Origin of the sequence: Nonomuraea sp. NPDC050404 (assembly GCF_040655495.1) — a bacterium.
In the GTDB taxonomy this organism is placed as follows: Bacteria; Actinomycetota; Actinomycetes; order Streptosporangiales; family Streptosporangiaceae; genus Nonomuraea.
Window position 1 is genome coordinate 61,311 of record NZ_JBFAKB010000043.1, and the last position, 17,125, is coordinate 78,435.

Sequence of the window (17,125 nt, forward strand, 5' to 3'; positions counted from 1 at the left end):
GTTATGCGTGGCCAGGAACCCGGATCCGAGCACGATCGCAGGGAGGCCGACGGCTCGGCCACCCCTGCGACGCCACCGCCGAGCTTCGGCCAGACCAGCGAGCGAGACGTTCCACCGGCGTTCAGCCCTTCCGAGGAGGCGGCGGACGGCGAGACTTCCTCCGCCGTCCCCACCTTCACGGAACCGCCGCCCGACATATCCCGTACGACGGAGCCGTCCGGCACTCACCCCTGGGAGGTGCCCGGCGACGAAGCCGCCCCGTACGACTGGTACTCCAACCCCACAGACCCCAACCTCACCCTCCCCCCACCCCAAACCCCCTTCACTCCGTACGGCGGCCAGCAGCCACCCACCTCACCAACCGACCACCCAAGGTTCGGCGCAGCTACCGACGACCCACCGCTGAGCACACCTGCCGACCACCCACGCTTCGGCACAGCGGCCGACGGCCCACCCCTGAGCACCCCCACCGACCACCCAAGGTTCGGCGCGGCTGACGACGGCCCACCATTGAGCACACCCGCCGACCATCCGAGGTTCGGTGCGGCAACCGACCACCCGCCGTTCGGCACACCCACCGACCACCCGAGGTCCGGCGCAGCGGCCGACGGCCCACCGCTGAGCACCCCCGCCGAACGCCCGCCCTTCAGCGCACCCGCCGACCATCCATCGTTCGGCGCGGCTGCCGACCTTCCGCCGTTCAGCGGGCCTACCGATCGCCCGCCGTTCGGCGCGGCTACCGACCACCCGCCGTTCGGCACGCCTGACGTCGGTCACGCCTTCAGCGCGCAGCCCGACCGCCCTCCCTTCGGCGCACCGGGGTCCGACCAGCCACCCTTCGGCGCACCACAGCGCGACCAGCCGCCCTCCAGTGCCCCCGAGGCCGAGCAGGCCTGGCCCGGGCACCCGCAGCCGCCGGCGCACCCGCATTCGGCAGAGTCCGATCAGACTCGCCCCGGGCGCCTGCGCGACATACGCCCGTGGAGCGAGGCGGGGGAAGAGAGCGGCAGGCAGACGGGACGCTGGCCGGTGGACCCGGTGGTGCCCGGCGCACCGCCCTGGGAGCCGCCACCCGCGTTCACCGCCGCCGCGGCGGGCATGCCGGTGTGGCCCGGACCCGTCACCGACCCGCACGCCATGTCGCCATGGCCGGCCGCCACGGGCGAGCTGGAGGCCGTACCCGACGCCGACGATCCGAGCCTGCCCCCGCCCTTCGCCCCGAACTCCACCAACCCGGAGGGCTGGACCCGCCCGGCCCACTTCTTCGACCCGGCCGCCGCAAAACACGACGCCGCCCAGCACTCCGCCCAGGAGCCCACCCAGCATGGGCCCGGCCAGCATGAGCCCGACGAACACGGACTCACCGAACACGGGCCCAACGAAGGCGAACCCAGCGACCAGGAAGCCGCCCGACCTGGAAGCCCTCAGTCCACCGCCATCGGCCACAGCAACGCCGACCACACCAGCGCCGGGCACAACGAAAGCGGCCCCGACGACACCGGGCTCGTCAGCACTCACCCTGAAGCTCCGCACGGCGCGCAAGCCCCACAGGGTCTCCCACAGGGCGCACATGCCCCAGAGGGCGCGCATCCTTCACAGGGCGCGCAAGCCCCACAGGACCCGCAAGCCCCACACGACGCACGTGCCCCAGAGGGCGCACATCCCTCGCAAGGCGCACATGCCCCACACGGCCCGCATGCTTCGCAAAACTCCCAAGCCCCGCAACGCGTGCAAAACCCGCAATACCCGCGCGGTCCTCAGCCGGGAGAGGCCCACCAGGACGACACCCGCCACGCGGACGACACCGACCCCACCGGCATCCCGCCGATCGACGCCAAGTCCGACCGCAAGCCACCCCACCTCGCCGCCCCCGTAGCAACGGCGGAGCACGACGAGGCCCAGCCCTTCACCCACGAGGACATCACCCGCCCCACCCCACCCCGACAGGCCACGGCCGGCCCTCAGCGGGCCCACTTCTTCGACCCCACCGCGGCCAGGCACGACGCCGCCAACACCCCGTCCACCCGCCCGCCGGAACCGGGCGACGTACCCGTCTGGCCCCCCACACCACCCTCCGGCGCAAAGCTGCCAGAACTCCCATCCTCCGGCGACAAATTGCCCGACCCCCGGTCCCCGGGCGAAAAGTTGCCCGAACCCCCGCCCTCCGGCGACAAACTGCCAGAGCTCCCGTTCTCCAGGGACACTTGGGGCCAGCGCTCCTCGACCTCCCTGACCCTGCCCGCCCCCCAGAAGGGCGGACCGGCCTTCCCACCGGGCGCGTTCAAGCAACCCCCGTTCCAGACCCAGCCCCCACCCCCGCCACCACCGGCCAAGAGCAAGCGGGCCCTGCTGGTCACACTGGGCGCCCTGGCTCTGGCAGGCGTGGCGACCGGCGGCTTCTTCGCCTTTCAGGCCATGAGCGCCCCCACGCCCACCACGGCCGCCGCCCGCGCCACCACCTCGGCACCGCCGACGGCCACGGAGCGGAGCACCCCGCCACCGGCCGACGGAGCGGCGGGCACGTCGATGCTCAACACCGAGACGACCGACCCGCAGAAGTTGTCGTTGTCGGAGGCGTTCCCGAGCAAGAAGGTGAGCGCGGCGGGCACCACGTTCAACAGGGTCAAGGCGCACATGGAGACGACCTGCGACAGGGCCGCGATCGGCGCGTTCGCCGACGCGCTGAAGGAGCGGAAGTGCAGCAGGGTGCTGCGGGCCACGTACGTCGACAGCAAGCGCCGCTACGCCGTCACCACCGGCATCGCCGTACTGCCTGACAAGGACGCCGCCACCGCCGCGGACCAGGCCAAGGACCTGTCACGCAACGTCTGGTTCCGCGGCCTGCCCGGCTCCACCGGCTCGGGCGGCGAGCGCGTGCACATCGCGGGCGGCTACGCGGCCGGCCTGGTCTGGGGCCGCTACATCGTCTTCAGCTACGCCACACACGCCGACGGCCACACCCCGGAAGCCAAGGACAAGACCCTGCCCAAGGTCAGCGGGGCCTTCCGGGACCACACCTCACAGGTCCTGGAACGCCGCATCACGAAGGGCTGAGCCCGCCGTCCCCACTCACCGCACCATCAATGCCGCCGTTCGTACTGGCCGCATCATCCAGAGCCGCACCATCGAGAGCCGCACCATCAAGAGTGGCACCATCAAGAGTGGCACCATCGAGGTCCTCATCTTCAAGGGCTGAGGCCGCAGTTCGTACTCGCCGCGTGGCCAATGCCCGCGCGGCGAGTTCCGCCTCCGGCGGATAGCCCACCTCTTCCAGGCACAACCCGTGCGCCGGCGCCACATGCACCCCCGAATCGCGTACGCCCCGCGCCAGCACCTCCCCGGGCCACTCCACCGCCCGCCGCCCATCACCGGCGGCCAGCAACGACCCGACCAGCGCCCGCACCATCGAGTGGCAGAACGCGTCGGCCACGACGGTGGCCTCCAGCACCCCGTCCGCCCGCCGGACCCACTCCAGCCGCTGCAGCTCACGAATCGTGGTGGCGCCCTCGCGCTTCTTACAAAAGGCCGCGAAGTCGTGCTCTCCGAGCAGTCGCGCGGCCGCCGCGTTCAGCGCGCCGAGGTCCAGCGGCCGGTTGTGCCAGACCACCTCCCGGCGCCGCAGCGGGTCCACACCACCCGGGGCATCACTCACCCGGTACGCGTACCGCCGGAACATCGCCGAGAACCGAGCGTCAAAGCCCTCAGAAGCCACCGTGACACGAAAAATCCGTACATCGGGCTCCAGGACACCCCCAAGCCGCCTAACAAGCGCAGAGAGCCGCTCATCGACGCCCAGCGGCCCCCGGTTCCCGTCGAGCTCCCCCAGCGCCGCCTCCGGCACGTCCCCATGAGCGACCTGCCCCCGCGCGTGCACCCCCGCGTCGGTACGCCCGGCCACGGTCAGCATCACGGGCTCGTCGGCACGCAGGATCCGGCCGAGCGCCTGCTCGATCTCCCCCTGAACCGTACGCAGCCCCGGCTGCCTGGCCCATCCCGAGAAGCCGGTCCCGTCGTACGCGAGGTCGAGGCGGAGCCGTACCACAATGATCCTCCCTGGATAGCGAAACGGGCCCGAACCCCCCGCCAGGGGATCCGGGCCCGTCTCATACAGCCTGAAAAATCAGGCCTCGTCCTTCTTCGCCTCAGAAGCCTCGGAGGTCTCAGAGGACTCGGAAGCCTCCGCAGGCTCGGAGTCCTTGGCAGCCGGGGCCTCGTCGGCCTCGGGAGCCTTGGTCTCCTCCTCGGCCGGAGCGGCCGCAGCCGCCGGCGCGGTGGCCTCGGGCTCGGTGCGGCGGGTCGTGACGCCGTTCAGCGGCTCGGTCACCAGCTCGATGACCGCCATCGGAGCGTTGTCACCCTTACGCGCACCGATCTTGGTGATCCGGGTGTAACCACCGGGACGCTCGGCGAACGTCGTCGCGATCTCGGTGAACAGGTGATGCACGACGCCCTTGTCCCGAACGACGGCCAGAACCTGACGCCGGTTGTGGATGTCGCCCTTCTTCGCCTTGGTGATCAGGCGCTCCGCGACCGGACGCAGGCGCTTGGCCTTCGCGACCGTGGTGCGGATCTTGCCGTGGCGGAACAGATCGGTGGCGAGGTTCGCCAGGATCAGCCGCTCGTGCGCCGGGCTGCCGCCAAGACGTGCACCCTTGGTGGGCTTGGGCATGGTCTTTCTCCTCTTGGGTTAACCCGCCCCGGCCGTACCAGGTACCGGGGTCGGGCCGGACCGCGGTCTTGCACCGCGCGGTCCGTTGTCGAGCCCCCGCAGAGAGCGCGGGGACCAGAATCAGTACTGCTCGGTCTCGACGTACGCGCTGTCGTCGTCGTCGTAGCCGCCACCGGCCACCGCGCTCGGGTCGAACCCGGGCGGGGAGTCCTTGAGCGCCAGCGACATCTCGTGCAGCTTCTGCTTGACCTCTTCGATCGACTTGGCGCCGAAATTCCTTATATCGAGGAGGTCCTGCTCACTGCGGGCGACGAGCTCACCCACGGTGTGGATGCCCTCGCGCTTGAGGCAGTTGTAGGAGCGGACCGTGAGGTTGAGCTCCTCGATCGGCAGCGCCAGGTCGGCGGCGAGGGCGGCGTCGGTCGGCGACGGGCCGATGTCGATGCCCTCGGCCTCGACGTTGAGCTCGCGGGCCAGGCCGAAGAGCTCGACGAGCGTCTTGCCCGCGGAGGCCACCGCGTCGCGCGGCTTCATGGCGGGCTTGGTCTCGACGTCGAGGATGAGGCGGTCGAAGTCGGTACGCTGCTCGACTCGGGTCGCCTCGACCTTGTAGGTGACCTTGAGCACCGGGGAGTAGATCGAGTCGATCGGAATCCGGCCGATCTCCTGACCCGGCTGCTTGTTCTGCGCGGCGGAGACGTAGCCGCGACCGCGCTCGACGGTCAGCTCCATCTCCAGCTTCGCCTTGCCGTTGAGCGTGGCGATGCGCAGTTCGGGGTTGTGCACCTCGACACCGGCCGGCGGCGCGATGTCGGCGGCGGTGACCTCACCGGGGCCCTGCTTGCGCAGGTACATCACGACCGGCTCGTCGTGCTCGGAGGAGACGACCAGCTCCTTGAGGTTCAGGATGATGTCGGTGACGTCTTCCTTGACCCCGGGAACGGTCGAGAACTCGTGCAGCACGCCCTCGATGCGGATGCTCGTCACGGCCGCGCCCGGAATGGACGACAGCAGCGTACGGCGCAGCGAGTTGCCGATGGTGTAGCCGAAACCCGGCTCCAGCGGCTCGATGACGAATCGGGACCTGGTCTCGTCGATCGACTCTTCGAGCAGAGTCGGACGCTGAGCGATCAGCATGTGCGGGTTCTCCCCTGTTTCGTGTGGCGACCGCTATATGACGCCACTCCGATATACAAAGCTTAGCCGGGATGCGGAAATCCACACCCCGGCCCAGCCGAAGGACTACTTCGAGTAGTACTCGACGATGAGCTGCTCTTGCACCTGGGTGTCGATCTGCTGGCGAACCGGCAGCTGGTGAACCAGGACGCGGAGCTTGTCCGGCACGACGCCGAGCCACGCGGGAACGCCGCGCTCGCCGGCGGTGGCGCGGGCCACCTCGTAGGGCAGCAGGTTGCGCTTGGTCTCACGGACCTCGATGATGTCGTGCTCGCGCACGCGGTACGAGGGGATGTCGACCTTCTTGCCGTTCACCAGGAAGTGCCCGTGACGGACCTGCTGGCGGGCGGCGTCGCGCGACTGGGCGAAACCGGCGCGGTAGACGACGTTGTCGAGACGGCTCTCCAGGATCTGGAGCAGCACCTCACCCGACTTGCCGGTCTTGCCCGCGGCCTCCTCGTAGTAGTTGTGGAACTGCTTCTCGAGGACGCCGTAGATGCGGCGGGTCTTCTGCTTCTCGCGAAGCTGAAGCTGGTACTCGGACTCCTTGGGACGTCCGCGGCCGTGCTCACCCGGGGGGTAAGGACGGATCTCGATGGGGCACTTGGCGGACTCGCACTTGCTGCCCTTGAGGAAGAGCTTGGTCTTCTCGCGACGGCAGAGCTTGCAGTCCGCGCCCGTGTAACGAGCCATTTCTCAATATCTCCTGGTCAGACGCGGCGGCGCTTGGGCGGACGGCAGCCGTTGTGCGGCACCGGGGTGACGTCCTGGATCGAACCCACTTCGAGGCCGGTGGCCTGCAGCGAGCGGATCGCGGTCTCACGGCCGGAGCCGGGACCCTTGACGAAGACGTCGACCTTGCGCATGCCGTGCTCCATGGCGCGACGCGCGGCGTTCTCGGCGGCCATCTGGGCGGCGAACGGGGTGGACTTACGGGAGCCCTTGAAACCCACGTGGCCGGCGCTGGCCCAGGAGATCACGTTCCCGTTCGGGTCGGTGATCGAGACGATCGTGTTGTTGAACGTGCTCTTGATGTGGGCGTGCCCGTGAGCGACGTTCTTCTTTTCCTTGCGGCGCACCTTCTTGGGCGCACCCTGGCGGCTCTTAGGAGGCATAGGTTGCCTTCACTCCTGAGGTCTTCGGTCCCGCGGCTGCGTGGACTACTTCTTACCGGGCTTCTTCTTACCGGCGACGGTCTTCTTCTTGCCCTTACGGGTACGCGCGTTGGTCTGCGTGCGCTGACCGTGCACGGGAAGGCCCTTGCGGTGCCGGATGCCCTGGTAACAACCAATCTCGATCTTGCGACGGATGTCGGCCTGAACCTCACGGCGCAGGTCACCCTCGATCTTGAAGTTCGCCTCGATGTAGTCACGCATCGGGACGAGTTCGGTGTCGGAGAGCTCGTGCACGCGCAGGTCGCCGTTCACGCCGGTGGCCTTGAGCAGCTCCTGGGCGCGGGTGCGGCCGATTCCGTAGATGTAGGTGAGAGCGATCTCCAGCCGCTTGTCGCGGGGGAGGTCGACGCCAACCAGGCGAGCCATGGTCGGGCATTCTCCTTCTTTGTGGCGGAGGTCTTGCACCGCACTACCCCTCCCCAATGCCCGGGGTGAGGGCCCCGGCCTCCGACCGGGGGTCGCCCGAGTGGTTCGCGCCCGGAAACGGGCCCGCCTGCTCGAGTGTGAGGCGCTACAACTGACTCAGGCTTCTCATACGTCGAGCCCGCACCCTTCCGGGGCGGACTCGGAGAAGCCTTGCGGCGACTAACCCTGACGCTGCTTGTGGCGCAGGTTGTCGCAGATCACCATGACGCGACCGTGCCGGCGGATCACCTTGCACTTGTCGCAGATCTTCTTGACGCTCGGCTTTACCTTCATTGTCCTTCGTGTTCCTCAGACGTCTTACTTGTATCGGTAGACGATCCGCCCGCGACTAAGGTCGTAGGGGCTCAGTTCAACGACAACCCTGTCGTCCGGCAGGATCCGGATGTAGTGCATCCGCATCCGGCCGCTGATATGGGCCAGGACTTTGTGGCCGTTGTCGAGCTGCACCCGGAACATGGCGTTCGGGAGCGATTCGACCACAGTGCCCTCGATCTCGATGGCGCCGTCTTTCTTGGCCAAAATTCCTCGCGTTTCACTGATCGGTCGTCTGAGGCTCCGGTTCACTAAGCAGCCGCGACCCTCGCGCTTCGAAGAGAGCGACGATCAGCAAAGATCGCCGACGCGCGATAGGTCATAGTGAGCCGACTAAGGAGTGTACGACACCTGAGCTCAAAACGCGAAACGCGTGCCAGGTGTCCTGACACAACCACGTAAGAGTCTACCCCACGGCAACAGCGCCTCAGGCCGTTCGAGAGCGCCTAAGTGGGCTTGGGCTTGTTGTCGCCGAAGATCGTGCTCACCAGCAGGATGACGCCCCACGGCCCCATCACCCACAGCGGCCACGGATAGATCAGGTCACCGGACGTGATGCTCACGATCAGCCAGATCACCCAGTTGAGGCCGCTGGCCACGGCCCAGGCGCTCCAGGCCGCCCGCATCCCGGTGTGCATGCCCTGCTTCTCGGGAGCCGGCGCGGCCGTGGCCTTGACGGGCAGGTGGCGCAGGTCCACATCGGGCAGATCAGAGGTCAGCCTGGCCAGTTCGCCATAGGTCTTGCTCTTGTAGAGCTGTTCGAGCCGCTCGTTGAACTCATCCATGTTGATGCGGCCCTGCGCGGTGTGTTCGCGGAGGATGGCGGCGACCCGGTCACGGTCGGCGTCGGAGGCACGCATCTCGGGGCTGTTCGCCATCCCACCCACTCCCGGTTAGCTCTTCTGTTGCGCCAGGCGCCCTTCGCCCCCATCCAGAGCGGTAAGCACCCAAGGACCATTATGTGTCACGGCGACGCTGTGCTCGAAGTGTGCGGACTGCTTGCCGTCAATCGTGACCACGGTCCAGTCGTCGGCCAGCACGCGGGTGCGCTCGGTGCCGAGGTTGACCATGGGCTCGATGGCCAGGCACATGCCCTCCTCCAGCATCGGTCCCCTGCCGGGCCTGCCGTGGTTGGCGATCCACGGGTCCATGTGCATCTCGGTGCCGATGCCGTGGCCGCCGTACTCGGGAGGGATGCCGAAACGGCCCTGGGACTTCACGTACCGCTCGATCTCGTACCCGATGTCGGACAGGTGCCGGCCGGGCCTCAGCGCGGCGATGCCGCGCCACATGGCCTCCTCGGTGACCCGCATCAGCTCCGTCAGCTTCGGGTCCACCTCGCCCACGGGAACGGTCACCGCCGAGTCGCCGTGCCAGCCCTCCAGGATGGCGCCGCAGTCGATGGAGATGATGTCCCCCTCGACCAGCTTGCGGGCATTGCCCGGGATGCCGTGCACCACCTCGTCGTTCACGGACGCGCAGATCGTGGCGGGAAAGCCCTGGTAGCCCTTGAAGGACGGGATCGCGCCCTCGTCCCTGATCGCCTTCTCGGCGATGACGTCGAGGTCCAGCGGGGTCATGCCCGGCTCGACCGAGCGCCTCAGCAGGTCGAGCGTGCGCCCGACCACCAGGCCCGCCGCGCGCATCTTGTCCAGCTGCTCGGCCGACTTGATCTGGATTCCGTGCCTGTTGCGTTTGAACATCTTCTGCCCCCCTGGGTCTCAACGGGCCACGGTGGGGGCCCAATTCCCCCCACAATAGCCGCGAGGTGGCACGGAAACCCGTGCCACCTCCGCGAATCGGTCGTACGCCGACCTCTCAGTCCATGAACGGCCGGATCGCGTCCATGGCCCGCTGAGTGATTTCCTCCACCGGGCCCGTCGCGTCGACGCCCACCAGGATGCCCTCGTCGGCGTAGTAGGAGACCAGGGGCGCGGTCTGCTCCTGGTAGACCTCCAGGCGGTGCCTGACCGTGTCTTCCTTGTCGTCGTCCCGCTGGAAGAGCGCGCCCCCGCACGCGTCACACCTGTCGTCCTTCTTGTCGTCGAACTCGACGTGCCAGATGCGGCCGCACTGGCTGCAGGTGCGCCGGCCGGCCAGCCGCCTGACCACCTCTTCGTCATCGACGACGAGTTCGAGTACGAGGTCGAGCGCCTGGCCCCAGTCCTTGAGCATGTCGCGCAGGATCTCCGCCTGCGCGACGTTCCTCGGGAAGCCGTCGAGCAGGAACCCGTCCTGCGCGTCGTCTTCGGACAGACGGTCACGGACCATGGCGATGGTGACCTCGTCGGGCACCAGATCGCCACGATCCATGTACGTCTTGGCCAGCTTGCCAAGGTCCGTGCCGCCGGAGACGTTGGCACGGAAGATGTCACCTGTCGATATTTTCGGGATGGACAGGTTCGATGCGATGTACTGGGCCTGTGTCCCCTTACCCGCTCCGGGGGGCCCGACCAGAACGAGACGCACTACCGCAGGAAACCTTCGTAGTTGCGCTGCTGCAGCTGGCTCTCGATCTGCTTCACCGTGTCCAGGCCGACGCCTACCATGATCAGAATGCTCGTCCCTCCGAACGGGAAGTTCTGGCTCGCACCGGCCACCGCGAGCGCGACGATCGGGACCATGGAGATCAGACCCAGATAGAGCGCGCCAGGCGCGGTCAGACGGGTGAGCACGAAGTTCAGGTATTCAGCCGTCGGACGGCCGGGACGGATGCCCGGAATGAAACCACCGTACTTCTTCATGTTGTCGGCGATTTCAGCGGGGTTGAACGTAATCGACACGTAGAAGTACGTGAAGAAGATGATCAGCAGGAAGAACGTGGCCATGTAGATCGGGGTGTCGCCCGTGGCCAGGTTCTGCGAGATCCAGGTGATCACCACGTTCTCGCTCGTGGAGAAGAGCGAGGTGATGAGCTGCGGCAGGTAGAGCAGCGAGGACGCGAAGATCACCGGGATGATGCCGGCCTGGTTGACCTTCAGCGGGATGTAGGTGGACGTGCCGCCGTACATCCTTCGGCCGACCATCCGCTTGGCGTACTGCACCGGGATGCGGCGCTGCGCCTGCTCCACGAAGACCACGGCGGCGATCATGAAGATGCCGACCACCATGACGACCGCGAAGGTGAACTTGTTGGCCTGGAAGATGTTGGCGAGCTCGGACGGGAAGACCGCCACGACCTGAGTGAAGATCAGGATGGACATGCCGTTGCCGACGCCGCGGTCGGTGATGAGCTCACCGAGCCACATGATCACGGACGTACCGGCGGTCATGATGACCACCATCGTCACGATCTGGAAGATGTTGTCGGGGTCGAGCAGCACGTCCTGCTGGCAGTTCGGGAAGAGCTGACCGGTACGCGCGAGCGCGATGAAGGCGGTGGACTGCAGAACAGCGAGCCCGATGGTCAGGTAACGCGTATACTGCGTGATCTTGGTCTGACCGGATTGGCCTTCCTTCTTCAGCGCTTCGAGTCGTGGGATGACCACGACGAGCAACTGAAGAATGATGCTCGCGGTGATATACGGCATGATGCCCAGCGCGAACACCGACAGCTTGAGCAGAGCGCCGCCGCTGAAGAGCTGGACCATCCCGTAGATGTTGCCGGTTTCGCCACTACGAGCCTGGTCGAAACAGGCGGCGAGGTTCTCGACGTGGACGCCCGGGGTCGGAAGAACCGAGCCGAGTCGGAAAAGCGCGATGATGCCCAGGGTGAAGAGCAACTTTTTGCGCAGGTCCGGTGTCCGGAACGCCCGGGTAAACGCGGTCAGCACGGTCCCTCCTGCGCGCCTTTACGGCGGTGTGAGTTAGCGATGGTGCGGGGATCTGCCATCTGAAGTCTCATGTCAAACGAGCCGGACAGAAGCCTGCCGTCTCGCGAACTCTAACGCACTACGGGCGTGGGGGCCCATTGTCAAAGCCCCCACGCCTCGTAATAGCTCTTACAGCTCGGTAACGGAACCACCGGCGGCGGCGATCTTCTCCTTCGCGGAGGACGAGAAGGCGTGAGCCGTCACGTTCACCGCGACCGAGATCTCGCCGGTGCCGAGCACCTTCACGAGCTGGTTCTTGCGAACAGCACCCTTGGTGACCAGCGTCTCGACGGTGACCTCGCCACCCTCGGGGAACAGCTCGCCGATCTTGTCAAGGTTGACGACCTGGTAGGTCGTCTTGAACAGGGCGTTGGAGAAGCCCTTGAGCTTCGGCAGACGCCTCTGCAGCGGCACCTGGCCACCCTCGAAACCGAGGGGGACCGTCGTACGGGCGTGGCTGCCCTTGGTGCCGCGACCGGCCGTCTTACCCTTCGACGCCTCGCCACGACCCTTGCGGATCTTGGCCTTGTTGGCGCCGGGGGCGGGACGCAGGTCGTGAATCTTGAGCGGAGCCTTGTCAGTCATGACTAGTCGACCTCTTCCACGGCGACGAGGTGCGTCACCACGGAGACCATGCCGCGAATCTCGGGCCGGTCCTCCTTGACGACGACGTCGCCGATTCGCTTCAGGCCAAGCGAACGCAGCGAGTCGCGCTGGTTCTGCTTGCCACCGATCTTCGAGCGAACCTGAGTGATCTTCAGGCGTGCCATGACTAGCTCACCGCCTTCGCGGCCGCAGCCTCCGCCAGACCCTCACGCTGGGCCTTGAGCATCGCCGGCGGGGCCACGTCCTCGATCGGCAGGCCACGGCGGGCGGCGATCTCCTCGGGGCGCGAAAGGCCCTTCAGAGCCGCCACGGTGGCGTGCACGATGTTGATCGGGTTGTCCGAGCCGAGCGACTTGGACAGCACGTCGTGGATGCCCGCGCACTCCAGGACCGCGCGGACCGGGCCACCGGCGATGACGCCGGTACCGGCCGAGGCGGGACGCAGAAAGACGACGCCGGCCGCCTCCTCGCCCTGCACGGTGTGCGGGATGGTGCCCTGGATCCTGGGCACCTTGAAGAAGTGCTTCTTGGCCTCTTCGACACCCTTGGCGATGGCCGCGGGGACTTCCTTGGCCTTGCCATAGCCGACGCCGACCAGGCCGTTGCCGTCACCGACGACGACGAGGGCGGTGAAGCTGAAGCGACGACCACCCTTCACGACCTTGGCCACTCGGTTGATCTTAACTACGCGCTCGATGTACGAGACGCCCTTGTCGGCGGCGCCACCGCGGCGATCGTCACGACGGTCCCGCCGCTCGCCACCGGTGCCGCCACCGCGACGCGGAGCTGCAGCCATCAGTGGTTCCTCTTCTCAGTTGCCATCAGAATTCGAGCCCGCCTTCGCGGGCGCTGTCCGCCAGGGCCGCGATGCGACCGGCGTAGCGGTTGCCACCGCGGTCGAAGACGACCGCCGTGATCCCGGCTTCCTTGGCCCGCTGAGCGAGGAGCTCGCCGACCTTCTTGGCCTTCTCCGTCTTGTCCGCCTCCAGCGTGCGCAGCGAGGCGTCCATGGTGGACGCGCTCACCAGCGTGTGGCCGACGGAGTCGTCCACGATCTGGACGAACATGTGACGGGTCGAGCGATTGACGACCAGGCGCGGACGCTCGGCCGTACCGACGACGAACTTGCGGACGCGGCGGTGACGGCGGGCCCGCGAGACGGTGCGGGCAGCCGTGTGCTTGCTGAACGCAGTCTTCGGAGCCATGCCTACTTACCAGCCTTTCCGACCTTGCGGCGGATCTGTTCGCCCTGGTAACGCACGCCCTTGCCCTTGTACGGGTCAGGCTTGCGCAACTTGCGGATGTTGGCCGCGACCTCGCCGACCTTCTGCTTGTCGATGCCGTCCACGTGGAACACGGTCGGCTTCTCGACGCGGAAGGTGACGCCCTCGGGGGCGTCGACGATGACCGGGTGACTGAAGCCCAGTGCGAACTCCAGCTGCGTCGGGCCCTTGGCCTGGACGCGGTAACCGACGCCGACGATCTCAAGGCTCTTGGAGTAGCCCTGAGTGACGCCCTGCACCATGTTGGCGATCAGCGTCCGGGACAGGCCGTGCAGCGCACGGACCTTGTTCTCGTCGTTCGGCCGGGAGACGGCGATGGCGCCGTCGTCGTCGCGAGCGACCTTGATCGGCTCGGCGACCGAGTGATTGAGCGTGCCCTTCGGGCCCTTGACCTGGACATCCTGGCCGGTGATCGTGATGTCTACGCCGCTGGGCACAGGGATGGGCAGTCGTCCGATACGCGACATGCTGTGGTCCTCCCCTCTACCAGACGTAGGCGAGGACTTCCCCGCCTACACCACGCTTGCCGGCCTGCTTGTCGGTCATGAGGCCGTGGGACGTCGAGATGATCGCGACGCCCAGTCCGCCCAGGACTCGAGGCAGGTTGTCCTTCTTCGCATAAACGCGCAGACCGGGCTTGGAAACCCGGCGCACGCCCGCGAGCGACCGCTCACGGGTGGGCCCGAACTTGAGCTCCACCACGAGGTTCTTCCCGACCTTGGCGTCTTCGACGGTCCAAGCCTGGATGTAACCCTCCTGCTGGAGGATCTCGGCAATGTGCGCCTTGATCTTCGAGTACGGCATCGACACGCTGTCGTGGTACGCCGAATTCGCGTTTCGCAGACGCGTGAGCATGTCTGCGATCGGGTCGGTCATCGTCATGGCCAGTGGCCTTCCTCGCCGCGGTTTCCAGTCGGTGAAGCACTTTCACTGGTCGAGTCCGCCTTTCGGCTACCTCTTCCGTGCTCTACCGGTGGACCTACAGCGTGGTCACGAACGCTCACGAGGAGCGTCCTGTTCTTCTACTGAAATATGAGTGCCCGATGAGCGGCACCAGGGCCGCTCACCAGGGTACCTACCAGCTCGACTTGGTGATGCCGGGCAGCTCGCCCCGGTGCGCCATCTCGCGGAAGCACACGCGGCAGAGCCCGAACTTCCTGTAGACGGCGCGCGGCCGACCGCAGCGCGAGCACCGCGTGTAGGCCCGGACCTCGAACTTCTGCTTGCGCCCCGCCTTGGCGATCAGCGACTTCTTCGCCATTGGATCAGGCCTCCTTGAACGGGAAGCCGAGGAGCTTCAGCAGCGCCCGGCCCTGGTCGTCGGTCTTCGCGGTGGTCACGATGGTGATGTCCATGCCCCGCGGCCGGTCGACCTTGTCCTGGTCGACCTCGTGGAACATGACCTGCTCGGTCAGACCGAAGGTGTAGTTCCCGTTGCCGTCGAACTGCTTGGGCGACAGGCCGCGGAAGTCCCTGATACGGGGCAGGGCCAGCGCCAGCAGCCGGTCGAGGAACTCCCACATGCGGTCGCCGCGCAGCGTGACGTGCGCGCCGATCGGCATGCCCTCACGCAGCTTGAACTGCGCGATGGACTTACGCGCCCGGACGACGGCCGGCTTCTGACCGGTGATCACGGTGAGGTCGCGGACGGCGCCCTCGATGAGCTTGGAGTCGCGAGCCGCCTCACCCACACCCATGTTGACCTTGATCTTGGTCAGGGCGGGGATCTGCATGACGTTCTCGATGCCGAACTGCTCGCGAAGCTGGGCCGCGATCTCCTCGCGGTACTTCGTCTTGAGTCGCGGCGTCGGGCGCTCGGTCGCGGTCTCGTTCTCGGTGGTCGTGGCAGTCATCAGCTGTCCTCACCCGTCTCGTCGGCCTTCTTCTCGTCGGCCTTCTTGTCGGCGGGCTTGTCGTCCTTGAGCTTCTTCACGTTCGAGACGTGGATCGGAGCCTCCATGCTCTGCACGCCGCCGGTCTTGGCGCCGCGCGGGCCCTGGTGGGTCTCCTTGGTGTGCTTCTTGATCATGTTGATGCCCTCGACCACCACGCGGTCCTCGCGCGGGAGAGAGGCGATCACACGACCCTTGGCACCCTTGTCCTTGCCGGCGATGACCTGGACCAGGTCACCCTTCTTCACATGCAGCGACTTCGGCATTACAGCACCTCCGGGGCGAGCGAGATGATGCGCATGAACTTCTTGTCGCGCAGCTCGCGGCCGACCGGGCCGAAGATACGAGTACCGCGAGGGTCACCGCTGTCCTTGATGATGACGGCGGCGTTCTCGTCGAAGCGGATGTAGGAGCCGTCGGGCCGGCGGCGCTCCTTGACCGTGCGGACGATGACGGCCCTGACCACATCGCCCTTCTTGACGCCCGTGCTGCCCGGCAGCGCGTCCTTGACAGTGGCGACGATGACGTCGCCGATACCGGCGTAGCGTCGGCCCGAGCCACCGAGAACGCGGATGCAAAGGATTTCCTTCGCGCCCGTGTTGTCGGCGACCTTGAGCCGCGACTCCTGCTGGATCACGTCTACTCCTGATAGTCGCGCCGGTTCTCATTTCTGAGCCTGGCGGAACCTTGCATTGTCTTGTTCCCACGGCCACAGCGCCCCTCAGGGCGCCGCACCGCAGGCGACGCGGGACCGTGCGGCCCCGCGTCCTTGGACACCGTCATGGGGGCTCTGGGAGCCCCCACGAGGCGCGGTATGTCAGAGAGGGCCTACTTGGCCTTCTCCAGGATCTCCACGACCCTCCACCGCTTGGTGGCGGAGAGGGGGCGGGTCTCCATCAGCAGCACGCGGTCGCCGACGCCACAGGCGTTGGCCTCGTCGTGCGCCTTGTACTTGGTCGTACGGCGGATGACCTTGCCGTACAGACGGTGCTTGACGCGGTCCTCGACGGCGACGACGACGGTCTTGTCCATCTTGTCGCTGACGACCAGGCCCTCGCGGACCTTGCGGAACTTCCGCGCGTTCTCCGCCGTCTCCGTGCTCTCGGTGGTCTCGGTCTCAGCCATCGCTCGTCTCCTTCTCGACCGTGACGATGCCCAGCTCGCGCTCGCGCATCACGGTGTAGATACGGGCGATCTCGCGGCGGACGGCACGCAGCCGCCCGTGGCTCTCCAACTGACCGGTCGCCGACTGGAAGCGAAGGTTGAACAGCTCTTCCTTGGCTTCCTTGAGCTTCTGGACCAGGGTGTCCTGGTCCTCCACCCGCAGGTCCCCGGCGGTCAGGCCCTTAGCCATCACGCCTCACCAACTTCACGCTTGACGATCTTGCACTTCATGGGAAGCTTGTGAATCGCCCTGGTGAGCGCCTCACGCGCCACCGACTCCGCCACGCCGGACAGCTCGAACATGACGCGTCCGGGCTTGACGTTGGCGATCCACCACTCCGGCGAACCCTTACCGGAACCCATGCGGGTCTCGGCCGGCTTCTTGGTGAGCGGACGGTCGGGGTAGATGTTGATCCACACCTTGCCGCCACGGCGGATGTGACGGGTCATGGCGATACGAGCGGACTCGATCTGCCGGTTGGTCACGTACGAGTGCTCAACCGCCTGAATGCCGAACTCGCCGAACACGACCCTGGTGCCGCCCTTGGCGGCTCCGCTGCGGTCAGGCCGGTGCTGCTTGCGGTGCTTGACCCTGCGCGGGATCAGCATG

General features: G+C 67.0%; 26 protein-coding genes. 1 reads left to right on the plus strand and 25 read right to left on the minus strand.

Features of this window, described 5'->3' with window-relative positions:
- Positions 1 to 3: 3 nt before the first annotated feature.
- Positions 4 to 3,054, plus strand: coding sequence for a hypothetical protein (locus AB0I81_RS58835; protein WP_360678213.1), 3,051 nt, complete (start codon positions 4 to 6; stop codon positions 3,052 to 3,054).
- Here AB0I81_RS58835 and truA read toward each other — a convergent pair.
- The 25 genes from truA to rplP all read right to left on the minus strand — a co-directional run bounded on the left by truA (position 3,041) and on the right by rplP (position 17,124).
- Entirely contained in the window at positions 3,041 to 4,042 is a 1,002-nt protein-coding gene (gene truA / locus AB0I81_RS58840) for a tRNA pseudouridine(38-40) synthase TruA (protein WP_360678215.1), read from the minus strand. The two genes, AB0I81_RS58835 and truA, sit on opposite strands and share 14 nt — an antisense overlap.
- 78 nt (positions 4,043 to 4,120) lie before the next feature.
- Positions 4,121 to 4,669, minus strand: coding sequence for a 50S ribosomal protein L17 (gene rplQ / locus AB0I81_RS58845; RefSeq protein WP_360678217.1), 549 nt, complete (start codon positions 4,667 to 4,669; stop codon positions 4,121 to 4,123).
- 120 nt (positions 4,670 to 4,789) lie between these two features.
- The gene (locus AB0I81_RS58850; RefSeq protein ID WP_043623495.1) at positions 4,790 to 5,806 is read right to left on the minus strand and encodes a DNA-directed RNA polymerase subunit alpha; all 1,017 of its coding nucleotides are present in this window, start codon (positions 5,804 to 5,806) and stop codon (positions 4,790 to 4,792) included.
- Between the two features lie 105 nt (positions 5,807 to 5,911).
- Positions 5,912 to 6,538, minus strand: coding sequence for a 30S ribosomal protein S4 (gene rpsD, locus AB0I81_RS58855; RefSeq protein WP_360678219.1), 627 nt, complete (start codon positions 6,536 to 6,538; stop codon positions 5,912 to 5,914).
- A gap of 17 nt (positions 6,539 to 6,555) precedes the next feature.
- On the minus strand, positions 6,556 to 6,960 hold the full coding sequence (rpsK, locus tag AB0I81_RS58860; protein ID WP_020542285.1) for a 30S ribosomal protein S11: 405 nt from the start codon (positions 6,958 to 6,960) through the stop codon (positions 6,556 to 6,558).
- A gap of 45 nt (positions 6,961 to 7,005) precedes the next feature.
- Positions 7,006 to 7,386, minus strand: a complete 381-nt coding sequence (gene rpsM / locus AB0I81_RS58865; protein WP_360678221.1) for a 30S ribosomal protein S13 — start codon at positions 7,384 to 7,386, stop codon at positions 7,006 to 7,008.
- A 219-nt stretch (positions 7,387 to 7,605) separates the two neighbouring features.
- Positions 7,606 to 7,719 carry a 50S ribosomal protein L36 gene (gene rpmJ, locus AB0I81_RS58870; RefSeq protein WP_003956441.1) on the minus strand — a complete coding sequence of 38 codons (114 nt, stop codon included), beginning with the start codon at positions 7,717 to 7,719 and terminating at the stop codon, positions 7,606 to 7,608.
- Positions 7,720 to 7,743: 24 nt separating this feature from the next.
- Positions 7,744 to 7,965: a translation initiation factor IF-1 gene (gene infA / locus AB0I81_RS58875; protein ID WP_012887858.1), complete on the minus strand. Its 222-nt coding sequence runs from the start codon at positions 7,963 to 7,965 to the stop codon at positions 7,744 to 7,746.
- A 239-nt stretch (positions 7,966 to 8,204) separates the two neighbouring features.
- The gene (locus AB0I81_RS58880) at positions 8,205 to 8,636 is read right to left on the minus strand and encodes a DUF1707 domain-containing protein (RefSeq protein ID WP_360678224.1); all 432 of its coding nucleotides are present in this window, start codon (positions 8,634 to 8,636) and stop codon (positions 8,205 to 8,207) included.
- A gap of 15 nt (positions 8,637 to 8,651) precedes the next feature.
- Complete coding sequence (gene map, locus AB0I81_RS58885; RefSeq protein WP_360678226.1) at positions 8,652 to 9,461, minus strand: type I methionyl aminopeptidase; 810 nt, start codon at positions 9,459 to 9,461, stop codon at positions 8,652 to 8,654.
- A 115-nt stretch (positions 9,462 to 9,576) separates the two neighbouring features.
- On the minus strand, positions 9,577 to 10,227 hold the full coding sequence (locus tag AB0I81_RS58890) for an adenylate kinase (RefSeq protein ID WP_360678228.1): 651 nt from the start codon (positions 10,225 to 10,227) through the stop codon (positions 9,577 to 9,579).
- Positions 10,227 to 11,531, minus strand: coding sequence for a preprotein translocase subunit SecY (secY, locus tag AB0I81_RS58895; RefSeq protein ID WP_360678230.1), 1,305 nt, complete (start codon positions 11,529 to 11,531; stop codon positions 10,227 to 10,229). Before secY ends, AB0I81_RS58890 begins: the two co-directional genes overlap by 1 nt.
- Before the next feature lie 168 nt (positions 11,532 to 11,699).
- A complete protein-coding gene (gene rplO / locus AB0I81_RS58900) occupies positions 11,700 to 12,155 on the minus strand; it encodes a 50S ribosomal protein L15 (protein ID WP_360678232.1) in 456 nt (151 codons plus the stop codon).
- Positions 12,156 to 12,157: 2 nt separating this feature from the next.
- Positions 12,158 to 12,340 (minus strand): 50S ribosomal protein L30, encoded by a 183-nt coding sequence (gene rpmD / locus AB0I81_RS58905; RefSeq protein ID WP_189141227.1) that lies wholly within the window; start codon positions 12,338 to 12,340, stop codon positions 12,158 to 12,160.
- A gap of 2 nt (positions 12,341 to 12,342) precedes the next feature.
- On the minus strand, positions 12,343 to 12,972 hold the full coding sequence (rpsE, locus tag AB0I81_RS58910) for a 30S ribosomal protein S5 (RefSeq protein WP_043623468.1): 630 nt from the start codon (positions 12,970 to 12,972) through the stop codon (positions 12,343 to 12,345).
- 25 nt (positions 12,973 to 12,997) lie between these two features.
- A complete protein-coding gene (gene rplR, locus AB0I81_RS58915; protein ID WP_360678234.1) occupies positions 12,998 to 13,381 on the minus strand; it encodes a 50S ribosomal protein L18 in 384 nt (127 codons plus the stop codon).
- 2 nt (positions 13,382 to 13,383) lie between these two features.
- On the minus strand, positions 13,384 to 13,926 hold the full coding sequence (gene rplF, locus AB0I81_RS58920; RefSeq protein ID WP_360678236.1) for a 50S ribosomal protein L6: 543 nt from the start codon (positions 13,924 to 13,926) through the stop codon (positions 13,384 to 13,386).
- A 16-nt stretch (positions 13,927 to 13,942) separates the two neighbouring features.
- Positions 13,943 to 14,341, minus strand: a complete 399-nt coding sequence (gene rpsH / locus AB0I81_RS58925; RefSeq protein ID WP_219467986.1) for a 30S ribosomal protein S8 — start codon at positions 14,339 to 14,341, stop codon at positions 13,943 to 13,945.
- Positions 14,342 to 14,534: 193 nt separating this feature from the next.
- Entirely contained in the window at positions 14,535 to 14,720 is a 186-nt protein-coding gene (locus tag AB0I81_RS58930; protein ID WP_020542298.1) for a type Z 30S ribosomal protein S14, read from the minus strand.
- Between the two features lie 4 nt (positions 14,721 to 14,724).
- Positions 14,725 to 15,312 carry a 50S ribosomal protein L5 gene (rplE, locus tag AB0I81_RS58935; protein ID WP_360678238.1) on the minus strand — a complete coding sequence of 196 codons (588 nt, stop codon included), beginning with the start codon at positions 15,310 to 15,312 and terminating at the stop codon, positions 14,725 to 14,727.
- Entirely contained in the window at positions 15,312 to 15,605 is a 294-nt protein-coding gene (gene rplX, locus AB0I81_RS58940; protein ID WP_360678274.1) for a 50S ribosomal protein L24, read from the minus strand. Before rplX ends, rplE begins: the two co-directional genes overlap by 1 nt.
- Before the next feature lie 11 nt (positions 15,606 to 15,616).
- Positions 15,617 to 15,988 carry a 50S ribosomal protein L14 gene (gene rplN, locus AB0I81_RS58945; RefSeq protein ID WP_360678240.1) on the minus strand — a complete coding sequence of 124 codons (372 nt, stop codon included), beginning with the start codon at positions 15,986 to 15,988 and terminating at the stop codon, positions 15,617 to 15,619.
- 191 nt (positions 15,989 to 16,179) lie between these two features.
- The gene (gene rpsQ / locus AB0I81_RS58950) at positions 16,180 to 16,476 is read right to left on the minus strand and encodes a 30S ribosomal protein S17 (protein ID WP_360678242.1); all 297 of its coding nucleotides are present in this window, start codon (positions 16,474 to 16,476) and stop codon (positions 16,180 to 16,182) included.
- Positions 16,469 to 16,705, minus strand: a complete 237-nt coding sequence (gene rpmC / locus AB0I81_RS58955; RefSeq protein WP_360678244.1) for a 50S ribosomal protein L29 — start codon at positions 16,703 to 16,705, stop codon at positions 16,469 to 16,471. Before rpmC ends, rpsQ begins: the two co-directional genes overlap by 8 nt.
- Positions 16,705 to 17,124, minus strand: coding sequence for a 50S ribosomal protein L16 (gene rplP / locus AB0I81_RS58960; protein WP_125644673.1), 420 nt, complete (start codon positions 17,122 to 17,124; stop codon positions 16,705 to 16,707). The genes rpmC and rplP overlap by 1 nt, the downstream gene beginning before the upstream one ends.
- Between the last annotated feature and the right edge of the window lies 1 nt (position 17,125).